At 66.2% G+C, this 17,341-nt stretch carries 14 protein-coding genes; 3 read left to right on the plus strand and 11 right to left on the minus strand.

Annotated features, from left to right (window positions below; genetic code table 11):
• Positions 1–7: 7 nt before the first annotated feature.
• From O8I58_RS06665 to O8I58_RS06715, 11 genes are all read right to left on the minus strand, one after another.
• Complete coding sequence (locus tag O8I58_RS06665; protein ID WP_298321617.1) at positions 8–1,774, minus strand: BatD family protein; 1,767 nt, start codon at positions 1,772–1,774, stop codon at positions 8–10.
• Complete coding sequence (locus O8I58_RS06670; RefSeq protein ID WP_298321619.1) at positions 1,774–3,597, minus strand: vWA domain-containing protein; 1,824 nt, start codon at positions 3,595–3,597, stop codon at positions 1,774–1,776. Before O8I58_RS06670 ends, O8I58_RS06665 begins: the two co-directional genes overlap by 1 nt.
• Positions 3,594–4,547 (minus strand): vWA domain-containing protein, encoded by a 954-nt coding sequence (locus O8I58_RS06675; protein ID WP_298322811.1) that lies wholly within the window; start codon positions 4,545–4,547, stop codon positions 3,594–3,596. The genes O8I58_RS06670 and O8I58_RS06675 overlap by 4 nt, the downstream gene beginning before the upstream one ends.
• A gap of 62 nt (positions 4,548–4,609) precedes the next feature.
• Positions 4,610–5,074, minus strand: coding sequence for a DUF4381 domain-containing protein (locus O8I58_RS06680; protein ID WP_298321621.1), 465 nt, complete (start codon positions 5,072–5,074; stop codon positions 4,610–4,612).
• Positions 5,071–6,009 carry a DUF58 domain-containing protein gene (locus tag O8I58_RS06685; RefSeq protein ID WP_298321623.1) on the minus strand — a complete coding sequence of 313 codons (939 nt, stop codon included), beginning with the start codon at positions 6,007–6,009 and terminating at the stop codon, positions 5,071–5,073. The genes O8I58_RS06680 and O8I58_RS06685 overlap by 4 nt, the downstream gene beginning before the upstream one ends.
• Positions 6,010–6,131: 122 nt before the next feature.
• Positions 6,132–7,160: an AAA family ATPase gene (locus tag O8I58_RS06690; protein ID WP_298321625.1), complete on the minus strand. Its 1,029-nt coding sequence runs from the start codon at positions 7,158–7,160 to the stop codon at positions 6,132–6,134.
• 212 nt (positions 7,161–7,372) lie between these two features.
• Positions 7,373–9,253: a type IV pilus secretin PilQ gene (locus tag O8I58_RS06695; RefSeq protein WP_298321627.1), complete on the minus strand. Its 1,881-nt coding sequence runs from the start codon at positions 9,251–9,253 to the stop codon at positions 7,373–7,375.
• Positions 9,254–9,267: 14 nt separating this feature from the next.
• Positions 9,268–9,771, minus strand: coding sequence for a pilus assembly protein PilP (locus O8I58_RS06700; RefSeq protein WP_298322813.1), 504 nt, complete (start codon positions 9,769–9,771; stop codon positions 9,268–9,270).
• Between the two features lie 41 nt (positions 9,772–9,812).
• The gene (gene pilO / locus O8I58_RS06705) at positions 9,813–10,487 is read right to left on the minus strand and encodes a type IV pilus inner membrane component PilO (protein ID WP_298321632.1); all 675 of its coding nucleotides are present in this window, start codon (positions 10,485–10,487) and stop codon (positions 9,813–9,815) included.
• Positions 10,484–11,188: a PilN domain-containing protein gene (locus tag O8I58_RS06710; RefSeq protein WP_298321634.1), complete on the minus strand. Its 705-nt coding sequence runs from the start codon at positions 11,186–11,188 to the stop codon at positions 10,484–10,486. Before O8I58_RS06710 ends, pilO begins: the two co-directional genes overlap by 4 nt.
• A complete protein-coding gene (locus O8I58_RS06715; protein WP_298321636.1) occupies positions 11,188–12,246 on the minus strand; it encodes a pilus assembly protein PilM in 1,059 nt (352 codons plus the stop codon). The genes O8I58_RS06710 and O8I58_RS06715 overlap by 1 nt, the downstream gene beginning before the upstream one ends.
• Positions 12,247–12,475: 229 nt before the next feature.
• Between O8I58_RS06715 and O8I58_RS06720 the strand changes: the two genes are divergently transcribed.
• The 3 genes from O8I58_RS06720 to O8I58_RS06730 all read left to right on the plus strand — a co-directional run bounded on the left by O8I58_RS06720 (position 12,476) and on the right by O8I58_RS06730 (position 17,333).
• Entirely contained in the window at positions 12,476–14,941 is a 2,466-nt protein-coding gene (locus tag O8I58_RS06720; RefSeq protein WP_298321638.1) for a penicillin-binding protein 1A, read from the plus strand.
• An 85-nt stretch (positions 14,942–15,026) separates the two neighbouring features.
• On the plus strand, positions 15,027–15,647 hold the full coding sequence (locus O8I58_RS06725) for a hypothetical protein (protein WP_298321639.1): 621 nt from the start codon (positions 15,027–15,029) through the stop codon (positions 15,645–15,647).
• A gap of 81 nt (positions 15,648–15,728) precedes the next feature.
• Positions 15,729–17,333, plus strand: coding sequence for a peptide chain release factor 3 (locus O8I58_RS06730; RefSeq protein ID WP_298321640.1), 1,605 nt, complete (start codon positions 15,729–15,731; stop codon positions 17,331–17,333).
• Positions 17,334–17,341: the final 8 nt, after the last annotated feature.

Raw genomic sequence — 17,341 nt, forward strand, 5'->3', positions numbered from 1 at the left:
GTAAGGTTCAGCGCTCCGGATACAACGGCGGCAGCGGGTTTTGCCCGGCTTCCGGCGCACGTCTGCCGATCCAGGATGGGCCGGCCGCGAATGCCTCGCGCAACGCATTGCGCGCCTGGGTGCCATCGCCATCGGCCCAGCGCGCACGGCGCAAGCCATCGACCGCGCGACGCTGCACCGGATCGGCCAGCCTGGCCGCCACCGCATCCAGGTCGCGGGTGGGTGGGGGTGCCATCCCGACCAGCACTTCGCCCACTTCATCCAGCGTGCCGGTTTCCAGCGCGCGACGCAGATCCGGCAGGCCGTAGCGGGGGCGCTGCGCGGGGGCGGCAGGCAGGCCCGGCGCCACGCGTGCCGCCGGAAGCGCGGTGGTGCGACGCGGGCGCAGCACCATCCAGCCCAGGGTCAGCAACCACAACAGTGCAAACCCGCAGGCGATGAGCATCCACAGGCGCGGATCGCGCGAGCCCCAAGCGCCCACATTGCCGGCGCTTGCGGTGGCCACCGAGGTATCCGTCAGGCCTGCGTCGGTGGTGTTGTCCGGCGTGACCGCGGGCGCCGGCTTGGGCAGCGTGGCGTCGGCGAAATTGCCCGAACCGGCAGCCACGTCCAGTTGCATGTCTGGCAGTGCGGCCGTGCGCGGCTGGTCGGCCTTGACGTCCCACCAGTCCATCTTGAGGCCCGGCAGCGTCAGCTTTCCGGCGCCGCTGGGCACCAGCGAATACTGGCGGGTGACTTTCACCACCGGTGTGGCGCCGTCGAAGCTTTCGGTGTATTCGGCCGGCTCGGCGAACACCTGCGCACCATCCACGGCGGGCGTGGGCAGGTCCGGCAGCTGCGCACGGGTCGCGCCACGCGCGATGGCTTCGACCACGAAGCTGCTGGCTTGCCCGGCCTTGGGCGCGCGCGGCGCGGTGGCATAGCGCAGGCGCAGGTCGGCCAGCGGCAACCATGGCTGCGGCGCGTTGTCCGGCTGGGCCTGCACGTGCAGGGTCTGCACCTGGCCGACCGCACTGAGTTCGCTGCGTTGGCCCATGCCGAGCATGCTGTCGAAGAACCCACCGCCGCCCGCGCCACGCCCGGAGAAGCGCGCCGCCGGCAGGCTCAAGGTGCCACTGCGGTCGGGCACCAGCAGGAAGCGGCGTTCGACCACGCTGTAGCGGCGGCCGTTGACCTCGCGCGTGGACTGCACGTCATCGCCCACCCGCTGCAGCGAAATGCCCTGCGGCGGGTCCAAGTCCAGCTGCCCGGACACCAGCGGCACCGCGTAGAACAGGCGCAGGGTGACGCCGACGGTCTGCTGCACGTACGGGGTCAGGTCGTCGACTTCGGTTTCGATATAGGCGTTGCTGCTGCCCGGCTGCGCGGCCGGTGCCTCGGTCACGCGCAGGCCCAGGATTGGCGTGCGCTGGCCCTGGATGTCCAGCGCAGGGATGCTCAACTCACCGGTGCGGCGCGGCTGCAGGGTGATGGCCAAGGTGACGCTGCGGCTGACCCGGCCGTTGACCATTTCCATCTGCCGGCTGCTGGAGGTATCGATCACGTCGAAGTCCTGCTGCAGCGGCGCCAAATCAGGCTGGCTGATCTCCTGGTCGCTTTCGATGCTCAGCACCACCGGCTGGCCGATGGCCGTGCGCGAGCGATCCAGCCAGGCGCGCGTGGCCGCCAGTGCCGGCGTGGCGCTGGCCAGCAGCAGCAACAGCGCCAGCAGCGCCACCGTCGCGCGCAGGACCGTGGTGCCGCGCTGGGCCTGCATGGAAGCGTCGGCTCGCATCATTCTCCGTCCCTCTGGCGTCGCTGGTATTCGAGTTGGAACTTGGCCTTCAACAGGCCACCCGGATCATCGGGCACGCGCCGCAGCCAGGCCTCGGTGGCCTGCCTGCGCTCACGCTCGTCGGCCGTTTCCGCCTTGCCCTGCGCCTGCCCGGCCTTGGCCGGGTCTTCACCCTGCCCGCCCTGCTGCATGGCCTGCTGGATCTTCTGGCGTTGGGCGGCGTCGGCGGCCTGTTGGTCCTTCTGCTGTTCGGCTGCGGACTTGGGCGGGTCCTGCTTGGCGTCGGAAGGCTTGCCCTGCCCCGCCTGTTCCGCACCCTTCGACGGATCGTCCTTGCCGGGGGAATCCTGATCCTTGGATGGCTGCGACTTGTCCTGCTGACCCTGCTGACCCGGGTCCTGCGGCTTGTCGCCCTGCTGGCCACCATCCTGCTGCGGGTTCTGGCCGCCTTGCTTCGGATCCTGCTGGTCCTTGCCTTTCTCGCCGCCCTGGCCACCCTGCCCGCCCGGTGGCTGCTGCTTGCGCGCCGCTTCCACCGCGGCGCGGTTGGCGACGGCGTCTTCCATGCCGGGCTGTTGCTTCAAGGCAGCGTCGTAGGCAGCAATGGCTTCGTCGTACTTGCCTTGCTTGGCCAGCGCATTGCCCTGGTTGTAGAGGCCATCGGCACTGTCGATGCCGTTGAACTGCGCCTGGGCCGCGGCGAAGTCGCCCTTGCGATACGCCTGCGCCCCCTGCTCGATGCGCTGCTGCACCTTCTGGTCGGCACGGGTCCACCAGTCAGCCGCCTGCGCCGGTTGCGCCATCGGCAGCACCACGCACAACGCGATCGCCGCCAGCACCCCGCCACGGCGGAACGCGAACAGGCACAGCAGCATCAATAGCGGCAGCAACCAGTAGCCCTGGTCGCGCCAGGCCGTACCTTTCTCGCCACGGGCCGCATGCCCATCTTCGGATTGCGGGTCCAGAACACCGAGCGCTTTCAGATCCGCATCGCCGACACCCAGCGGCTGGTACGTGCCACCACCGGCCGCAGCCAGGCGTTGCAGTGACCCGGCATCCAACTGGGCCCGATCGATCTGGCCGCGCGTATCGCGGTAGGCCGCACCCGCTGCCGTGCCCAGCCCCAACGTCGAAACATAGAAGCCTGCGCTGGCAGCCCGGCTTGCGGCGCCATCGGCGCTGTCGTCGGCATGGTCGGTGACCAGCAGGACCTGTCCCCGATCGAACCCGGCCTGGCGCATCAGCGACTGCGACAGGGCGATGGCCTTACCCGCATCGCTGCCCGCCACCGGCATGATCCCGGGCTCCAGCGCATCCAGGAACAACGCCACGTTGGCCGCGTCATCGGTCAGTGGCGCCACGGTGAAGGCTTCGCCGGCATAGGTCACCAGCCCGACCTGGCCACCGCTGCGTTCGCGCAACAGGGTGGCCAGCTTGGCCCGGACCTGCAGCAGGCGCGAAGGCGGCAGGTCGTTGGCACTGATGCTGTCGGACAGGTCCAGCGCGATCACCAGCGGCGCGCGGGTCTGCCACAGGGGTTGTTCTTCCTGGCGCCAGCTCGGACCAGCCAAGGCCAGCGTACCCAGGATCCAGGCGGCGATGCTGCCGAACAGCGCCAGGCGCTGGCGACGCCCGCCACCAACCTGCAGGTGCGCCAGCAAGTGCGCATCCACCAGGCTACGCCAGGCGTTGGCGCGGCGCTGGCTGAGCTTCCACAACCACCACAGCACCGGCACGGCCAACAGCGCCAACCACCACCACGGCCGCAGGAAATGGAACTCCTTCAGCGCGGTCAGGAACCACTGCCAGCCGCCGCGACTCATGCGCGCAGCCCCCGCCAGCCCAACGCCAGCAGGCCACAGCCCAGGGCAAGCGCCAGCGGCAGCGGATACCGCTCGATCCGCGGCTGGACCGCACGGCCCGGATGCGCGATCGGTTCAATCTTGTCCAGCTCCGAATAGATGCCCACCAGCTCGGTGGTATCGCGGGCGCGGAAGAAGCGTCCGCCGGTGGTGTCGGCAATCGTGCGCAGGACATCCTCGTCGATATCGTCCTGGCCCTGCATCGGCAGGCGCATGCCGAACACCGACATGCCGTTGCCGCTGCCACCGAAGGCGATGGTGTGGATGCGCACGCCTTCGTTCTTCGCCAGTTCGGCCGCCTTCACCGGGTCGAGCGCGCCCGTGGTGTTGACGCCATCGGTGAGCAGGATCAGCACGCGCTGGTCGGCTGGCTGCTTGCTCAATCGCTTGACTGCCAGGCCGATGGCGTCGCCGATGGCGGTCTCGCGCCCGGCCAACCCACTGACCGTGTCCCGCAGTTGGTCGCGGACCGAATCGCGATCCAGGGTCAGCGGCGCCACCGCATAGGCGCGGTTGCCGAACACCAGCAGGCCCACCCGATCGCCGATGCGGCGATCCAGGAAATCAGCCAGCACCGCCTTGGCCGCGGTCAGGCGGTCGACCGGACGCCCGCCCAGCTCCATGTCCGGTTCGCGCATGCTGCCGGACAGGTCCACCGCCAGCATCAGGTCGCGCCCGGCCTGCGGTGGCGTCACCGCGTCGCCCAGTTGCTGCGGTCGCGCCGCCGCCAGGCACAGCAGCAGCCAGGCCAGTGCAGCCAGCCAGTTCACGTGGAAGCGGCGCACCGCCGTGCCCGTGGTCGCAATGCCATCCAGCCGTTCGCCATAAGGCACCCGCAATGCGGGTGATTGGCTACGGACCGCAGGCGCCAGCCAGGCAACCATCCACGGCAACGGCAGCGCGGCCCACATCCATGGCCAGGCAAAGCCGCCGAACAGCAATCGGAATTCCTGCAGCCACTGCGCGGCAAGGCTCACCGCCGGCCCTCCATCAGCTGCACGAAGCGGCCACGGGCAAGCTCGCGCAGCCGTTCGAGCTGGCCCGGATCGACCCGCGGGCGGAACCCACCGTCTTTGAGCAACTGGCCCACGCCCTCGCTGAACTCCCGGCCCTGCTTGCCATCGAGAAACCGCAGCCAGGCATCACCCTGCAGCCGATCGGCGGCGGAATCGACACGGCGCGCGGCGCGGCGCAGCAGTTCGGACGCCGCCGCCACCTGGGCCGGTGGCGCCAGTGCCGACGTGCAGGCCTGCTCGAACAGCATCACCAGGCGCCGACGACGCCGGCGCTTCCACAGCAACCACGCCACGGGAATGGCAAACACCACCAGCACGGCCAGCAGCACCAGCCACCAGCCAGGTGCCGGCGGCCACCAGCTCGGCGCGGGCGGCACATGCACGTCCCGCAGGACCAGCGGCGATGACGCAGCGCCGATCATGCGGTCGCCGGCGCGGGCGCGCGCCCCAGCAGCGGCAGCCAGGCATCGCTGGCTGCATCGGCGCGCAAGGCATAGGTGCGCACGCCACGGGCTGGCAGACGCTCCAGCGCTGCATGCAGCGGCTGCACGAACTCGCGCCCCCAGCGTTGGCGCTGGCTGGCGTTGCCCAGGTCCAGTTCCACCCGGTGGTCGCCGGACTGGAACGGCAGCGTGGTCCTGGGCGGCGTCTGTTCCAGCGCATCGGTCAGCATCAAGACGATCACTTCATGATGCCCGGCCAGGGAAGGCCAGCGCACCTCCGGCACGGCTGCGACACTGCGCGGATCGGCCAGCACCACCAGGCGCGAACCCGGGCGCAGCACACGCTGGGCGTGTTCCAGTGCCGATGCCAATCCCAGGTCATCGTCGGGCCGGTCGGAATACCAGCGCATCAATCCGTCCAGGGCCCGCAGCGCACCGCGCGTTCCCGAGGCCGGCGGCACCGGCGGCTCGCGCCCGGCGCCGCGCAGGACCGAAATCCGGTCCCCATCACGCACCGCGGCCCACGCTGCCAGCGCACCGGCGCGCGCGGCCTGCACTGATTTGAAACGCACGCGCGTGCCGAAATACAGCGCAGGCGCGGTGTCGGCCACGATCAATGTCAGCCGCTCGCGTTCGGCCTGGAAGAGCTTGGTGTGCGGCTTGCCGCTACGCGCGGTCAGGCGCCAGTCGATATGGCGCGCGTCGTCGCCGGCCACGTATTCGCGTGACTCGGCGTATTCCATCCCACGGCCGCGCAACGGTGAAGCCGCGGGGCCGGTCAGGTGATGGCTGCCACGCCGCGCTGCAGGCCGGCGCTGGGCAAGCGCCCGCAGCTGGATCAACTCGGCTAGCGTCGGCCGCAACCCATCGCCCTCGGCTGGCGGCTGCAATATCGCGGGAGAGGTGGATGCCATCGCGATCCGGTTTCAGGCGTGCGGCCGCAGGCACGCGCCAACCGGATGCAACCGGGGCGCCATGCAGGCAACAGGGCAAGAGGAGGACGACACGCGCGACACCGTCTGCAGAGTGCGCGCCATCAAGGCAGCGGGACGCGTTCGATCAGGGCCTCGACCAGGCGCGCGCCATCCCAGCCCTCGGCCGTGGCCTCGTAGCTGGGCAGGACACGATGGCGCAGCACGTCCGGCGCCACCGCGCGCACGTCTTCCGGCGTCACGTAATCGCGCCCGGCCAGCCAGGCACTCGCGCGCGCGCAACGCTCCAGCGCGATGGAGCCACGCGGACTTGCGCCCCACGCAATCCGTCGTGCCAGCTGCGCGTCATAGCGCGCGGCATCGCGCGAGGCCAGCACCAGTTCAACCAGATAGCGCTCTAGCGCTGGCGCCATGTGCAGGTCGAGAACCTGACGGCGGGCAGCGAACACGTCGTCCAGCGACAGCCTGGACAGCTGCTCGGGCACCGGCGCCAGCGCATCGCGCGCGCGGTCACGGGCGATGCGCAGGATCTCGGTTTCCGCGGACGCTTCGGGATAACCGATCTTGACGTGCATCAGGAAGCGGTCCAGTTGCGCTTCCGGCAGCGGGAAGGTGCCCTCCTGCTCGATCGGATTCTGGGTGGCCATGACCAGGAACAACGGTGGCAGCGGATAGGTATGCCGGCCGACCGTCACCTGGCGCTCGCCCATCGCTTCCAGCAGCGCCGACTGGACCTTGGCCGGCGCGCGATTGATTTCGTCAGCCAGCAGGATCGGGTGGAAGATCGGCCCGGCCTGGAATTCGAAGCGCCCATCCTGCGGACGCCAGACTTCGGTCCCGGTCAGGTCGGCCGGCAGCAGGTCCGGGGTGAACTGCACACGCGCGAAATCCGCTTCCATCCGCGCCGCCAACGCCCGGATCGCCATGGTCTTGGCCAGGCCCGGCGCGCCCTCCACCAGCAGATGGCCATCGGCCAACAGCGCGATCAGCAGGCGATCAACCAGGGCTTGCTGGCCCACGATCGTCTCGGACAGCGAGGTGCGCAGCGCAATGAACGCATCATGCAAGCGGCTGTCCGATGGCGCCTGTGGCGCAGACGATGCAGGAGAACGGACTTCGGGGGAGGATTCCATCTTGTATCTCACGGTCAGGGCCAGCGCGGATTCGACCAGCGCAGGTCTGTGGGGTTCCGCCCTTCACCTTAACCCGAGTCCCGCGTTCAGCGAAGGCTTCGTTTTCGCAGGCCCACAGCAGATCCCATCGCATGATCTCCCCAGTAGTACGCATGCAAACGAGAAACGGAGCCCTGAGGCTCCGTTTTTCTTCATGCCTGTTCGGCGTAGAACTACTGGCGAACCGCGATCACCTTCGGCGTCACGAAGATCAACAGTTCGGCCTTGTTCTTCTGCTTACCCTGCTTCTTGAACAGGTTGCCAAGGAATGGAATATCACCCAGGAACGGCACCTTGGACACCGACTCATTGTCGGTGAACTCGTAAACACCACCGATCACGACCGTCTGGCCATCCTCAACCAGAACCGCGGTATTGATCTCGCGGCGGTTCAGCGTGGGCACCGTGCCGTAACCTTCAAGCTCGATGTAATCGGCAACATCGTCCTTCTTCACAAACATGTTGAGGAACACGCGGCCGTCGTGGGTAATGGTCGGCGTGACCTTCAACTCCAACAACGCCTCCTTGAACTGCACATTAGGAGTTGCCGCCGTGCCCGAGGTACCGCCGGTGATGGTGACGTAACCGATCTCGGTACCTTGCTTGATGTCGCCCTCACGCTGGTTGGCAGTGATGATGCGGGGATTGGAGATCACCTCGCCACGCCCCTCTTCCTGCAAGGCAGACAACTCAAGGTCCAGGTTGAAATTCGCGCCCAACAGGGTGTAGGCCAGGCTCGGCGCACCGGAGCCAGTGGTGGCGCCATCGGTAAAGGAGCCCGCCGGCAGGCTGACGTTCAAGCCCCGGGTTGCAGCAGTCCCGCCGCCCGTCGCACTGCTACCGATCGTCGCCACGTTGCCATCGCTGTAAGTGTGCGTCCCACCGATGCCAAACTTCGCGCCCAGGTCACGTGCAAATGTGTCGGTCGCCACCACGATGCGCGCTTCGATCAGCACCTGGTCCACCGGACGGTCGATCACGCTGATCAGCTCGCGCATCGACGCGACCTTCTTCGGGATGTCGCTGATCATCAAGGTGTTGGTGCGCTCGTCTGCAACCAGGCGACCACGCGAGGACAGGAATCCATTTTCCTGGTTCCCGTTACCGCCACCACCACCGCCACCACTCTGGCCACCGATGCCCTTGGCCTCGGTCAGCGCCTTGTAGATTTCGGTCGCGCTGTGATAGTTGATCTGCACGTAGTCGGTGATCAGATCCTCGCGATTCTCGATCGCGATCCTGGCGTCTTCCTTGTCCTGCTCGAACTTGGCCAGTTCAGGCTGCGGTGCAACCCAGACCACGCTGCCGTCACGACGTTTGTCCAGCCCCTTGGCGCGCAGGACGATATCCAATGCCTGGTCCCACGGCACGTTGACCAGGCGCAGCGTGACACTGCCCTGCACCGTATCGGAGGCGACGATGTTGAGGTTCGACTCTTCGGCAATCAGCTGCAGGACCGTGCGTACCGGCACGTCCTGGAAATTGAACGTCACCGGCTTGCCCGAGTAGGGCTTGGCACCGGCTGCGGTCAACTGCGAAGCACCGGCAACCTGGGTCGATGCGGCTCCGACCGCTGATTTCCCAGCCTTCGGACTGATCTCGACCACGTACTGGTCTTCGGTCTGATAGGCCAGCGACTCGACCAGGCCGTGCGTATCCAGCACCAACTGCGAGCCGCGGCCCGATGCATGCGCGTCGATGCGCTGGACCGGAGTGGCAAAATCCACCACGTTGATCGGCTTCTGCAGCGAGGCGGGCATGCCCGCGTTTGCCAGGTCGACGATGACCTTGCCGTTTTCCGTCCGCAGGTCCGGAGAGGCGCCCTTTCGATCGAACTTGAGGATCAGTCGACCCGAGCCATCATCCGCACGCCGGAAGTCGATATCCGAAACCTGGACCTGACTGGCTTGTACAGCAGGCGCAGCGACCGAAGCCGGCGCGGCGACAACCGGCGCCACGCCAGCCACGGCTGCAATCGCCAGGACCAGTGCACACAGCCGATGGGTGGCCACGCGCCGCAGGGGTCGCAGGCCATGAGCGTTGGAAGCGATCATCTTGTATCCCCTAATCATTGGTCTAACGTCACAGCAGCTGGGCGCTCCAGCCAGCCACCGGCACCATCGGGCACCAGCTCAACAAGGTCGACACGGTTCTCCTGGACGTCGGTGATACGCCCATCGCTCTGGCCCATGTAGGCCCCCGCCGACACGCGGTAGGTCACCTTGTCAGGCGCCATCACCAGACCCACCAGACCGGAACCGCTTCCGATCGTCCCCACCATCTTCAAGCTGTCCAACGGGTACTGTTCAAGCGTTTCCTTGCGGCGATTCGGGTCCGGCCGCAGGCCACTGGAATCGGAGGTACCCCAGGCGGTGCTGAAGGGGTCGCGCAATCCCTGCGCTGCATATTCGAAGGTCTCGAACTGCTGCATCACCGGCAACGGCTCCAGCGGCGGCGCTGGACGCGCCCGCACGTTGGCTACCCAATCCTGGAGATTGGGCGCGTCGCCCGGCGTACTGGTGATGCCGCGGGTGCACCCTGCGACAGTCAGAACTGCCGTCACGACGACCATGCAGCGCAGCCGCGAGGAGGTGGAGGAGGAGGAAACCCGGCTCATCGCTGGCCTCCCTTGCCCTTGGACGGAGTACCCGCAGCTGCCTTTTCCTGCGCTGCGGTCTCTTCCTCGTCCATATAGCGATAAGTCTTGACCGTTCCGGACAGTTCAAGGCTGCCATTGCTCGTGATGCCGGTCTTACTGTTCACCGGCTGCAGCGAGATGTCGTGCATGGTCAGGATCACCACGCGCGGCAGTGAAGCCACGCCACTGACGAACGCGCCGAACTGGTGATAGCTGCCGACCATCCGCAGCGCGATCGGCGTTTCCACGTAGAACTCCTTGGGAGACTCCGCGCCAGGCTGGAACAGCTCGTTGGCCAGGCCGCTGGACAGCGCCGTCTGCGAGATATCCACGATCAGGTCGGGCATTTCGGTCTTGCTGGGCAGCTGGCGCAGCATCTGCTGCAGCACCTGCTCCATCTGCGCAAGCTGCTGCTTGAGGGGCGCCAGATTCGAGGCACGTCCTGCTTTCTGCTCGAACTCGGTACGCAGCGTCGACTCCTGACCCTCGAGACCTTCAAGCTCCTCACCCTGCCCCCGGAACACCAGCAGGTAAGCCAGGATCAGGATGAAGGCACCGATCAGGACACAGAACCCGATCTTGTAGTTCTGGGGCCAGCTACCGATGTTGTTGAAATCCAGCTCGTTGAGCTTGACTTTCCGTTGACTCATGACGCCGGGCTCCCTTGCGTCTGGGCTGGTGCTGCCGGCACCACTGCCGGGCTCGTCGCTGCAGGTGCCGCAGCGGGCGTTGCCGCAGGCGACACGGACGGATCAACCATCGGCGTACCCGGGTCCACGGGCGTGGCCAGCTCCACCTTCAGCGTGAACATGTAGGGAAGCGCGCGGCCCGGAGTCTGCACAGTGCCGGCTTTGTCCTTGTCATCGCTCTTGGCCTCGATGATCGAAAGCACAGGCTTGGTCATCCACCCCGAACCTTCAAGGTTGCGCATGTAGGTACTGACCCGTGCATTCGACTGCGAACGCCCGCTCAGCGTCAGCACGCTGCCATCCTGCTTGATACTGGAAAGCACCACGCCATCGGGAATCGTGCGAACCAGCGAGTCGAACAGATGCACCATCTGCGAGCGATTGGCTTGGAGCTCCTCGATGACCTTCTTGCGCGCCAGCAGGCGGTCCTTCTGCTTGTCGAGCGCGTCGATCTCCTTGATCTGTGCATCGACCTTGACGATCTCGCCCCGAAGGAAGGCATTGCGGTCATTCTGGCCGTCGATCTGGCCGTTGTAATAGAACCAGATGAAGAGCGCGAGCACGGCAGCAATGGCAGCAGCCATGCCCAACATGCCGTAGAACTCTTTCTGGCGCTGCGCGCGACGTTCCGCGCGCCACGGGAGAAGATTGATTTTCGCCATCAGTCGAAGCTCCGCAGGGCCAGGCCGGTCGCGATCATCAGCGCCGGGGCATCCTGGGCCAATGCATGTGCCTGGACCTTCGGCCCCAGCGTCATTTGCGCCAGCGGATTGGCCACGATCGTGGGCACGCCCAGCTGCTCCTCAACCATTTCCGGAAGACCGGACAGGGCCGCACAACCACCGGCCAGCACGATCTGATCAACCCGGTTGAATTCGCTGCCGGCATAGAAGAACTGCAGCAGGCGGCTGATCTGCTGGACCGTGGCTTCCTTGAAGGGTTCCAGAACCTCGACTTCATAGCTTTCCGGCAGGCCACCCTGGCGCTTGGCCATGCCGGCTTCCTCGTAGGTCAGGCCATAGCGGCGCATGACCTCGTCGGTGAGCTGCTTGCCACCGAAGACCTGCTCGCGGCTGTAGAGGCTGCGCCCGCTGCGGATCACGTTGAGCGTGGTCATGGTGGCGCCAATGTCCACCAGCGCGACCACGCCGTCGTGCGGCACCGGCAGTTCGCCGGCCAGCAGGGCGAACGCGTTCTCGACCGCGAAGGCCTCCACGTCCATGACCTTGGCGGTCAAGCCACCCAACTCCAGTGCGGACTGGCGCAGCTCGACGTTCTCCGAGCGTGATGCCGCAAGCAACACCTGGACCATTTCCGGGTTGCTCGGCAGCGGCCCGAGCACCTCGAAATCCAGGTTCACTTCTTCAATGGGATACGGGATGTAGTTGACCGCTTCGAGTTCGATCTGGGCTTCCAGCTCGTTTTCGTCCAGGTCGGCGGGCATGGGAATGATCTTGGTGATCACCGCCGAGCCAGCGACCGCCGCAGCCGCGTTCTTCGCCTTGGTGCCGGCGCGGGTCACGGCGCGACGGATGGCCTCGCCAACCGCTTCGACCTCGACAATGTTCTTTTCCACCACCGCATTGGGCGGCAGCGGTTCCACCGCGTAGTGCTCCACGCGGAAACGGTTGCCGATACGCGTCAGCTGCAGAAGCTTGACCGCAGTCGAACTGATATCCACGCCGATGAGCGTAGATTGGCTTTTCGGGATGAGCCCCACGGTGTATCCCCTTCCGAACCGGCAGAACTGTTTTGGACTGGTTCAGCCCAGTCTCACATTAATGATGAATTTTTCACAACTTGCAAGCCCTTGAGCACCAACCGCAAAGGGTTGCCGCATTCCCATAAGGATGTCGCCCAAGTGTTTGTTTCCCCCAAGGAAGCAGACCCCCACTTCCGGATGCATCTATACTCCCGTGCCACGAATTGTGCAATCGGAAGCCTCCCTGATGTCCCGTTTCCGCCGCCTGCTCCGCTGGGCGATTGGCTTGTGTTTGGTTGGCGCCTTGGCAGGCGCGGTGATTCTAGGCTTCTTCTATTACTCCATTTCGTCGAAGCTGCCTTCGATCCAGTCGCTGCGCGATGTGCAGCTGCAGGAGCCGATGTATGTCTATGCCAATGACGGCAAGCTGATCGGCATGTTCGGCGAGACGCGCCGGTATCCGGTCGACATTTTGGAGGTCCCCAAGGATGTCCAGCACGCCTTCGTGGCAGCCGAGGACTCAAATTTCTATACGCACGGCGGCATTGATCCCACCGGCATCTCGCGCGCGGTCTGGCAGACGCTGACCAAGGATGGCCGCGTGGCCGGCGGCAGCACGATCACCCAGCAGGTGGCGCGCCAGTTCTTCCTGAGCAACGAGTACAGCTACACCCGCAAGCTGGCCGAAATGATGCTGGCCATGCGGATCGAAGGCATGCTCAGCAAGGACCAGATCCTGGAGCTGTACCTCAACAAGAGCTTCTTCGGAAACCGCTCGTACGGTATCGCCGCCGCGTCGGAGTTCTATTACGGCAAGCCACTCAAGGACCTGAGCCTGGGCGAAGCGGCCACGCTGGTCAGCTCGCTGAAGTTTCCTTCCAGCGGCAATCCGATCAGCAACCCCGAGCGCAACCACCAGCGCAGCGTGTACGTGATCCAGCGCATGCTGGAAGACAAATACATCACCCAGGCCCAGGCCGATCAGGCCAAGGCCGAAGTACCACACGCCGCGCCGCATGAGCGGCCGATCGATGTCTATGCGCCCTACATCGCCGAGATGGTGCGCCAGGAAATGGTCTCCAAGTTCGGCGGCGACGTGCTGGACAAGGGCTACCACGTCACCACCACGATCGACCCGCTGCTGCAGCCTGCAGCTGACAAGGCCGTACGCGACGGCCTGGCGACCTACGATCACCGCCATGGCTGGCGCGGGGCGGAAAAGCACTTCGATGTGACTTCCGACGCCGATGCCGAGTCCCTGGCCGCGCACTTGGCCGGCATCGTTTCCGAAGGCGGGCTGGACCCGGTCATCGTCGCCAGCACCTCCGGCGACAGCGCCACCGTCATTACCCGCAATGCCGGACAGATCATCCTGAATGCCTCGGCCAGCAAATGGACTGGCCGCACGCCGGGCAAGCTGCTGGAACGTGGCGACCTGGTCCGCGTCGGCGCCGAGCGCAAGGATGCGGGCAATGACAAAAAGCCGGCAGATCCCGAAACCAGGCCCGAGTACGCCTACACCCTGGACCAGCTGCCGCAGGCGCAGTCGGCCCTGGTATCGCTGGATGCCAACAACGGCGCGATCCGCGCCCTGGTCGGCGGCTTCAGCTTTGCCGCCAACAAGTTCAACCGCGCCACCCAGGCGCGACGCCAGCCAGGTTCGAGCTTCAAACCGTTCCTGTATTCGGCCGCGTTTGAAAAGGGCTTCAACCCGCTGTCGATCGTCCTGGATGCACCCGTCGTGTTCCGCGACCGCCGCGGCCATGTCTGGCGTCCGGGCAATGACGACGGCAAGTTCAAGGGGCCGATGCGCCTGCGCGAGGCCCTGGTGCAGTCGAGGAACCTGGTGTCGGTGCGCCTGCTCGATGCCATCGGCGTGGATTTCGCCCGCAAGTACATCAGCCAGTTCGGCTTCAACGAGGCCGAGCTGCCCCCCAACCTGTCCATGTCGCTGGGTTCGGCATCCCTGACGCCACTCTCGATGGCGCGCGGTTATGCGGCCCTGGCCAACGGTGGCTCGCTGGTGACACCGTGGCTGATCGATGAGGTCAAGGACCGCGAGGGCAAAGTCGTCTTCAAGGAGAATCCCGCGACCGCCTGCCGCGCCTGCGGCCGCCATGGCGCCAACGCCCAGGCGCCGAGTCAGGTCGTCGACGGATTCAATTTCGGCCCGGCGCAGGATCCGCAGGCCAAGGCCACGCCGATCGCCACCTCCAAGCCTGATCCGGCCCAGGACGCGCAGCCCGCCCCGGGCACCAACGTGGCACCGCGCGCGATCGACGAACGCACCTCGTACCAGATGGTGTCGATGATGCGCGACGTGGTCCGCCGCGGCACCGGCACCGCCGCCAACGTGCTCGGTCGGGAAGACACCGCGGGCAAGACCGGCTCGACCAACGACCACCGCGATGCGTGGTTCTCGGGATTTGCCGGCCCATACGTGACCACCGTGTGGGTGGGCAAGGACAACTTCCGCTCGCTCGGCTACCGCGAGTACGGCGGCAAGGCCGCGCTGCCGATCTGGATCGACTACATGCGCGTGGCCTTGAAAGACAAGCCGATCACGCCCAACGACCCGCCAGAAGGCATGGTCGAGGTCAGCAAGAACGGCGCGACCGAGTGGATCAAGGTCGAAGACCTGGATCGCATGCAGGGTGACGACACGCTGCAGGATGAGAGCGCCACCGACGAGGCCGCGTTCGACATCTTCTGATGTCGAACCTCCGCGTGCCGTTGCAACGGCACGCGGCGGGATCTGGCTGTAGAGTCCGGTGGTCCCTTCAACCGGGAGGCCCGCCATGCACCACGCCCGCCAGCACCCCCAGATCCAGGCTGCCGAACGCCGGCGGCGGATCGCCCATGAGGCCGCCCGCCTGATCGCCGAAAGCGGCATCCACGATTACCAGCTGGCCAAGCGCAAAGCAGCCAGCCGGCTGGGCATCCACGATGATGCCAGCCTGCCGCGCAACCAAGACATCGAAGAGGCCCTGCGCCAGCACCAACGCCTGTTCGCGGGCCCAGCCCATGCCGACCTGCTACGCAGCCGGCGCGAAGCCGCGTTGCAGGCGATGACGTTCTTTTCGGGCTTTTCGCCGCGACTGGTCGGCCCGGTGCTGGACGGCACAGCCGATGCCCGGTCGCCGGTCCAGCTGCACCTGCACAGCGATGACGAAGAAGCCGTGGCCCGATTCCTGGAAGACCATCGCATCCCCGCGGACGCGCGCGTGCACCGGCTACGCATGGACCGCGAGCGCAGCGCCGATGTCACCGTGTGGGGCTTTGTCGCCGACGGGATGAATTTCGACCTGGTCGTGCTGCCGCATATGGCCCTGCGCCAGGCGCCACTTTCGCCAGTGGACGAACAACCGATGGCACGGGCCTCGACCTCGCAGCTGGCCACGCTGCTGGCCGGCACCTAGGGCTGGCAGCCCTGCCCGCCCGGCAAAGCTATACTTGTCGGCTTCCCAGATTCCCCAAGCGCCCGTGCGGGCGCCACCGCCATGTCCGAAGTCTCCAGCGAATCTGCGCGTCGCCGCACCTTCGCCATCATTTCCCATCCCGACGCCGGCAAGACCACCCTGACCGAAAAGCTGCTGCTGTTCGGCGGTGCGATCCAGATGGCCGGCTCGGTCAAGGGCCGCAAGGCCGCGCGCCACGCGACCTCGGACTGGATGGCGCTGGAAAAGGAGCGCGGCATCTCGGTCACCTCCTCGGTGATGCAATTCCCGTACGAAGGCAAGATCGTCAACCTGCTCGACACGCCGGGCCACGCCGACTTCGGCGAGGACACCTATCGCGTGCTGACCGCAGTCGACTCGGCGCTGATGGTCATCGACGTGGCCAAGGGCGTGGAGGAGCGCACCATCAAGCTGATGGAGGTCTGCCGCCTGCGCGACACGCCGATCATGACCTTCATCAACAAGCTCGACCGCGAGGGCAAGGACCCGATCGAGTTGCTGGATGAAGTGGAAACCGTGCTCGGCATCCAGTGCGCGCCGGTGACCTGGCCGATCGGCATGGGCCAGCGCCTGAAGGGCGTGGTCCACCTGATCACCGGCGAAGTGCACCTGTACGAGCCGGGCCGCAACTTCACCCGCCAGGATTCGACCATCTTCGCTTCGCTGGACGAGCCTGGCCTGGAAGCCAAGATCGGCAAGGGGATGCTAGCCAGCCTGCGTGACGAACTGGAGCTGGTGCAGGGCGCAAGCAACCCCTTCGACCTGGAAGCCTACCGCGCCGGCAAGCAGACCCCAGTGTTCTTCGGTTCGGGCGTGAACAACTTCGGGGTGCAGCCGCTGCTGGATTTCTTCGTCGAACACGCGCCACCGCCGCAGGTCCACGCCACCACCGGCCGCGACGTGCTGCCCTCCGAACCAAAACTGTCGGGCTTCGTATTCAAGATCCAGGCGAACATGGACCCGCAGCACCGCGACCGCGTGGCGTTCATGCGCGTGTGCTCGGGCAGGTTCAGCGCCGGGATGAAGGCCTTCCATGTGCGCACCGGCAAGGAACACAAGCTGGCCAACGCGCTGACCTTCATGGCGTCCGACCGCGAGATCGCGGCCGAAGCCTGGCCGGGCGATGTGATCGGCATTCACAACCACGGCACGATCTCCATCGGCGACACCTTCACCGAAGGTGAATCGCTCAGCTTCACCGGCATTCCGAATTTCGCGCCGGAGCTGTTCCGCCGTGCGCGGCTGCGCGATCCGCTCAAACTCAAGCAGCTGCAGAAGGGCCTGGCCCAGCTATCCGAGGAAGGCGCTACCCAGTTCTTCCGCCCACTGATGAGCAACGACCTGATCCTGGGCGCGGTCGGCGTGCTGCAGTTCGAAGTGGTGGCCTACCGCCTGAAGGACGAATACGGCGTGGATGCGAGCTTCGAGCCGGTGGCCGTGACCACGGCGCGCTGGATCGAATGCAGCAACGCCAGGAAGCTGGAAGAATTCCGCGAGAAGAACGCGACCAACCTGAGCATCGACGCGGCCGGCGAGCTGGTGTACCTGGCCCCGACCCGGGTGAACCTGCAGCTGGCACAGGAACGCGCGCCAGACGTGATCTTCCGCGCAACCCGCGAACACGCCCACAGCACGCTGGCCGACTGACCCGCGAC

It is taken from the genome of Pseudoxanthomonas sp., assembly GCF_027498035.1.
Taxonomy (GTDB): domain Bacteria; phylum Pseudomonadota; class Gammaproteobacteria; order Xanthomonadales; family Xanthomonadaceae; genus Pseudoxanthomonas_A.

Excerpts from the sequence above, each read along its gene's own strand:
- O8I58_RS06725 (WP_298321639.1), top strand. The coding sequence starts at position 15,027 with ATGCACCACGCCCGCCAGCACCCCCAGATCCAGGCTGCCGAACGCCGG.
- pilO (WP_298321632.1), bottom strand. The coding sequence starts at position 10,487 with ATGAGTCAACGGAAAGTCAAGCTCAACGAGCTGGATTTCAACAACATC.
- O8I58_RS06670 (WP_298321619.1), bottom strand. The coding sequence starts at position 3,597 with ATGAGTCGCGGCGGCTGGCAGTGGTTCCTGACCGCGCTGAAGGAGTTC.
- O8I58_RS06700 (WP_298322813.1), bottom strand. The coding sequence starts at position 9,771 with ATGGTCGTCGTGACGGCAGTTCTGACTGTCGCAGGGTGCACCCGCGGC.
- O8I58_RS06680 (WP_298321621.1), bottom strand. The coding sequence starts at position 5,074 with ATGATCGGCGCTGCGTCATCGCCGCTGGTCCTGCGGGACGTGCATGTG.
- O8I58_RS06695 (WP_298321627.1), bottom strand. The coding sequence starts at position 9,253 with ATGATCGCTTCCAACGCTCATGGCCTGCGACCCCTGCGGCGCGTGGCC.
- O8I58_RS06690 (WP_298321625.1), bottom strand. The coding sequence starts at position 7,160 with ATGGAATCCTCCCCCGAAGTCCGTTCTCCTGCATCGTCTGCGCCACAG.
- O8I58_RS06675 (WP_298322811.1), bottom strand. The coding sequence starts at position 4,547 with ATGTGGGCCGCGCTGCCGTTGCCGTGGATGGTTGCCTGGCTGGCGCCT.
- O8I58_RS06720 (WP_298321638.1), top strand. The coding sequence starts at position 12,476 with ATGTCCCGTTTCCGCCGCCTGCTCCGCTGGGCGATTGGCTTGTGTTTG.
- O8I58_RS06710 (WP_298321634.1), bottom strand. The coding sequence starts at position 11,188 with ATGGCGAAAATCAATCTTCTCCCGTGGCGCGCGGAACGTCGCGCGCAG.
- O8I58_RS06665 (WP_298321617.1), bottom strand. The coding sequence starts at position 1,774 with ATGCGAGCCGACGCTTCCATGCAGGCCCAGCGCGGCACCACGGTCCTG.
- O8I58_RS06730 (WP_298321640.1), top strand. The coding sequence starts at position 15,729 with ATGTCCGAAGTCTCCAGCGAATCTGCGCGTCGCCGCACCTTCGCCATC.
- O8I58_RS06685 (WP_298321623.1), bottom strand. The coding sequence starts at position 6,009 with ATGGCATCCACCTCTCCCGCGATATTGCAGCCGCCAGCCGAGGGCGAT.